At 29.1% G+C, this 3959-nt stretch carries 4 protein-coding genes; 3 read left to right on the top strand and 1 reads right to left on the bottom strand.

The window, feature by feature from the left end:
- Positions 1-823 (bottom strand): cell wall-binding repeat-containing protein (locus tag ACJAX4_RS22570; RefSeq protein ID WP_435791691.1); only part of this gene is annotated, 823 nt, incomplete at its 3' end.
- 300 nt (positions 824-1123) lie between these two features.
- Between ACJAX4_RS22570 and ACJAX4_RS22565 the strand changes: the two genes are divergently transcribed.
- The 3 genes from ACJAX4_RS22565 to ACJAX4_RS22555 form a co-directional block, all read left to right on the top strand.
- Positions 1124-1954, top strand: a complete 831-nt coding sequence (locus ACJAX4_RS22565) for an SLAP domain-containing protein (RefSeq protein WP_435791690.1) — start codon at positions 1124-1126, stop codon at positions 1952-1954.
- 196 nt (positions 1955-2150) lie between these two features.
- Positions 2151-3548: an O-antigen ligase family protein gene (locus tag ACJAX4_RS22560; RefSeq protein ID WP_435791689.1), complete on the top strand. Its 1398-nt coding sequence runs from the start codon at positions 2151-2153 to the stop codon at positions 3546-3548.
- 63 nt (positions 3549-3611) lie between these two features.
- A partial coding sequence (locus tag ACJAX4_RS22555) for a hypothetical protein (RefSeq protein WP_435791688.1) occupies positions 3612-3959 on the top strand: 348 nt, incomplete at its 3' end.

Here is a 3959-nt window from a genome sequence, read left to right as displayed (position 1 = left end):
CTGCATAAGCTGAACCTACAAGAGCATCTACTAAGTTAGCATTTGTTCCTTTTGCAAGGAATATTTTGCTGTAATCAGGTGCGAATTTAGCTAAAATTGCTGCATTTGTTTCATATCTATTAGCACCAGAGAGTCTTGTAGCATTTCCTACAATTGCTTCACTTAGAACTGTTGTTCCACCAACTGCATAAACAGTGTTTCCTGCAATGTAAGCTTTTTGTTCTGCTGTTAAGCCAGTTCTGTTATTAACAAGTAATATTGGCATTCCTTTGTTAGCTGCTATTGCTGATACTGAAAGAGCATCTGCTGAAGCTAGTCCATTTGCAACAACTACTTCTGTAGAAGTTGTTCCGAATGCTGCTTTTGCTATTTCTAAAGAAGTTTCAAATCTATCTGCTCCTGATACACGTTCAACAGTTACTCCTGTTGCTTTTAATTCTGATTCTACAACTCCTGAAACAGCACTAGTACCACCAACGATAGTAACTTTTTTAACTCCGAGTCTTGCAAGCTCTTCTAAAACTCCATCTGGAATTGCATCAGTTTTTGTTAATAGAATAGGTGCTTCTCCCATTTTGTATGCTAAAGGTGCAGCTGCAAGAGAATCTGCCATATTCTTATTCTCTCCTGAAGCGATAATTACGTTATCTGATGAATCTTTTTCCCATCCAGCTTGTACAATTTCTAGGGAAGTTTTGTATCTATCTAGTCCAGATAATTGTGTGGATGTAGCAGCTGAAGCTACTTGTGGTATTGTAACCATTGTAGCGAGCATTGCCACGGATAACGATATTGATAATGAATTTCTTGTATTGTTGAACATAATTTTATGTCCCCTTTCTAATTTTTTTTTAAAGATCTAGTACTTGGTAAGTTTTTTATGAATAACAAGTTATTACTCTTCTATATATTTATACCCTTAAACTCAATGATTTTCAATAAAGTATTAATGGATATATAGTAAATGATTATGGTTAATGTATAATTATAGAATGTAGATCAACACAGGAAGACTGCATTAAAATTAACAATAATTATTGGTTTATGCTATAATGTACTTATATAAAATTAAAAATTTATAACAATAAATATTAGTGCGTTAATTAATTAGGAGGATTTTAATATGAAAAAGGATGAAGGTGTAGTAACGTTACCAAATGAGAGAGTAAATATAGAAATGCATTTAAATGAACATGATACAGGAGTTATGTCAGATTTTCAAAAGGAATTTATAAGTGACGAGTTATCTGCACTTCCAGCTCTAGAAGATGGACAAGTATCTATAGATGGTGTATATACCTTTGACATGGAAGATAAAATTGAGGTTAGTGTTTACCTTCGAAATGGCTTATCAAAGCAGATTAATTTTGATAAAGTTCCACTAGTAATTACAAATAAAAATGGCGAGGTGCTTGCAAAACAAGTTATGGAGATGCGTAAATTTGGGACATTACCTCCACTTTCTGCAAGACCATATAAAGTTTATTTTGATAAGGCAAACCTATTAGTAAGTGAAATTCCAATGAATGATTGGCAAATACAATTTGATAAATCTATTACTGCAATGCATACACTAAAGGTTGAGTTTGAAGATATGGCAGAAGATATGGATTCTGATTTGAAAAATAGCCTTATACTGTTCCTAAGTAAATTACCTTTAATAAAATATGGAGATGTAAATATTCAGTTATTTAGAGCAATAAAGAGGACGGATAACTCGATTTTTATGACTTTTGTAATTAGTAATGGTTGTGATAAAATTATAAAATTAGAGAAATTACCAATATTAATTGAGGATGAACAAGGAGAAACTGTGGTTAAGGGAATATTTGAGTTTGAAAATGTAAGTGTAAATAATCATAAAGCTAAAGCTTATGATTTTATTATAACTAAAGACTATATTCTTAATAAGGATTTCAATTTAGATAATTGTAAAGTATATTTCAAAGATTAGTAAAATAAAATTTAATAACATAAATGAACCACCAAAATTCACATATATTTTGGTGGTTTTTATTTGTTTAAAATTAATTTGAGTTCTTCTAAAGGTAGCTTATATAAAACATTCATTGTATGATTGTTATGTAGGTGGTACAATATAAAATGATAGTTTTAGCGATGAAAATATTCGTATGGAGGAGAGTACTTTAATGAACAACTTAAAAAAACAAATACTAAACAAGACAAATATAGTTTACGCTCTAATAACCTTAATGATGTTATCTACAATAGCAATTATTGCTCCAGTTACAACACAATTAAATGTTGTGATTTTAGCATGGGGAGCATTATATTTCATGTATGATTTTGTTAAAGAAAAAAACTGTACAAAATCTAGATACTCAAAATTTTTAATAATTTATATGGTACTGTTTTTAATAAGTATCATAATTAACAATAATGCAAATCTAATAGGAAACTTAAAAACATTTGGATATACGGGTTTGCTTCTATTTGTCTTATATTCCTATACAAAAGATTTATCAGAAAAAACAATGCAGTCTGAACTGTATAATATCAATACAATAATAATAATAATAAGCTCCATAATAGCATTTGCTTCATTAATAACATTTATATTCTTAATTCAATTTACATATATGGATACACCACAAGGGTTTGTATATCCTAGGCATCCTGCATTGTGGGGATTCTATAGTAATCCCAATTCTGGTGGAATGGTTGCAGTAGTTTCTCTGATTGTTACATTCTTCAACATATATTTATGTAATAAATTACATGTTAAAGTACTTAGCAAGAGGAAGAAATATTATTACTATTCGAATATACTAGCACAGTGGTTATGCCTAATTCTTAGTAATTCAAGAGGAGTTTTAGTATCACTAGAAGCCTTTGTTCTCTTTTCTTCATTTTATTTATTTTTTAATATTTTAAAAGAAAAGAAAAAATTTGATAAATTTAAAAGAATAATTATATCATTATTATTAACCGTCTTTATTTTCTTAACATTTAACCTAACAGTTTCTGCCTCTAAATTGGGACTAGCATATATACCAAATTCCATTCAAAGGATTTTTAATAGTGAACAATTTGAAATTGATAATAATAGCCTAGTACTAGAGCGTGACATTGTAGAGGGTGATGTTACATCAGGTCGGATGGAAATATGGAAATATGGATTAATTACGTTAAAGCTTAACCCTCTTTTTGGACAAGGTCCAAAAAATATTGCTTTAGCAAAACATAGACTATATCCTAATAATACAACTTTTTATATAACTACAAATAATATGCATAATGGATATATACAGATACTTTTATCAAATGGGATTCTAGCATTTATTGCGTTTATGGGTTTTTTTATATTAATTGTAAAGGATTCGTTTACGTTTCTATTTAGCGAAAATATTAAAGCTTCTAAAAATAAGAAGAATTTTGTATTCTATATAGTTGGGCTAATATTAGCTATTGCAGTGTATGGAATATTTGAGAATGCAATTCTCTTAACTGGAAGTTATATAACAACGATTCTATGGGTATACCTAAGCTACTTATCTAAAAACCTGGATAACAATCTGAGCAAATAACAAGAGAGAAGCATCAAAAATTTGGTGGTTCTTTTTTGTTAACTACAATACAATTGAGTGCTAATGGGAGATGATATTATCAAAAAAAAATATTTTATTTCAATATATATAAGCTGCATGTTAGTATTTTTACTGTTACAAAGTATGGATATTTATGTACAAGCTTCTACACTAAATACATTAGCAGAAAACGCACCATCAAATGCTATTAGTGTAGAAGTGGGTGAGAGTTATACAAAGACAGTTACAACCGGTGAAGAGTTATGGTTTAAAGTAGATCCTTCAGAAATTGTTAATACTAAAACTCATATTAAATTTGAAGTTAAGGGGATAAGCTATTATATAAGTATCTATAATAATATAAATAATGCTAATAATGGTAAAACACATAGTGATTATTCAAATAAAGCT

The sequence above is a fragment of the Clostridium sp. genome (genome assembly GCF_051278035.1).
Lineage (GTDB): Bacteria > Bacillota > Clostridia > Clostridiales > Clostridiaceae > Clostridium_AD.
The sequence above is the reverse complement of the archived record's forward strand: the minus strand, read 5'-3'. Positions and strand labels throughout refer to the sequence as shown.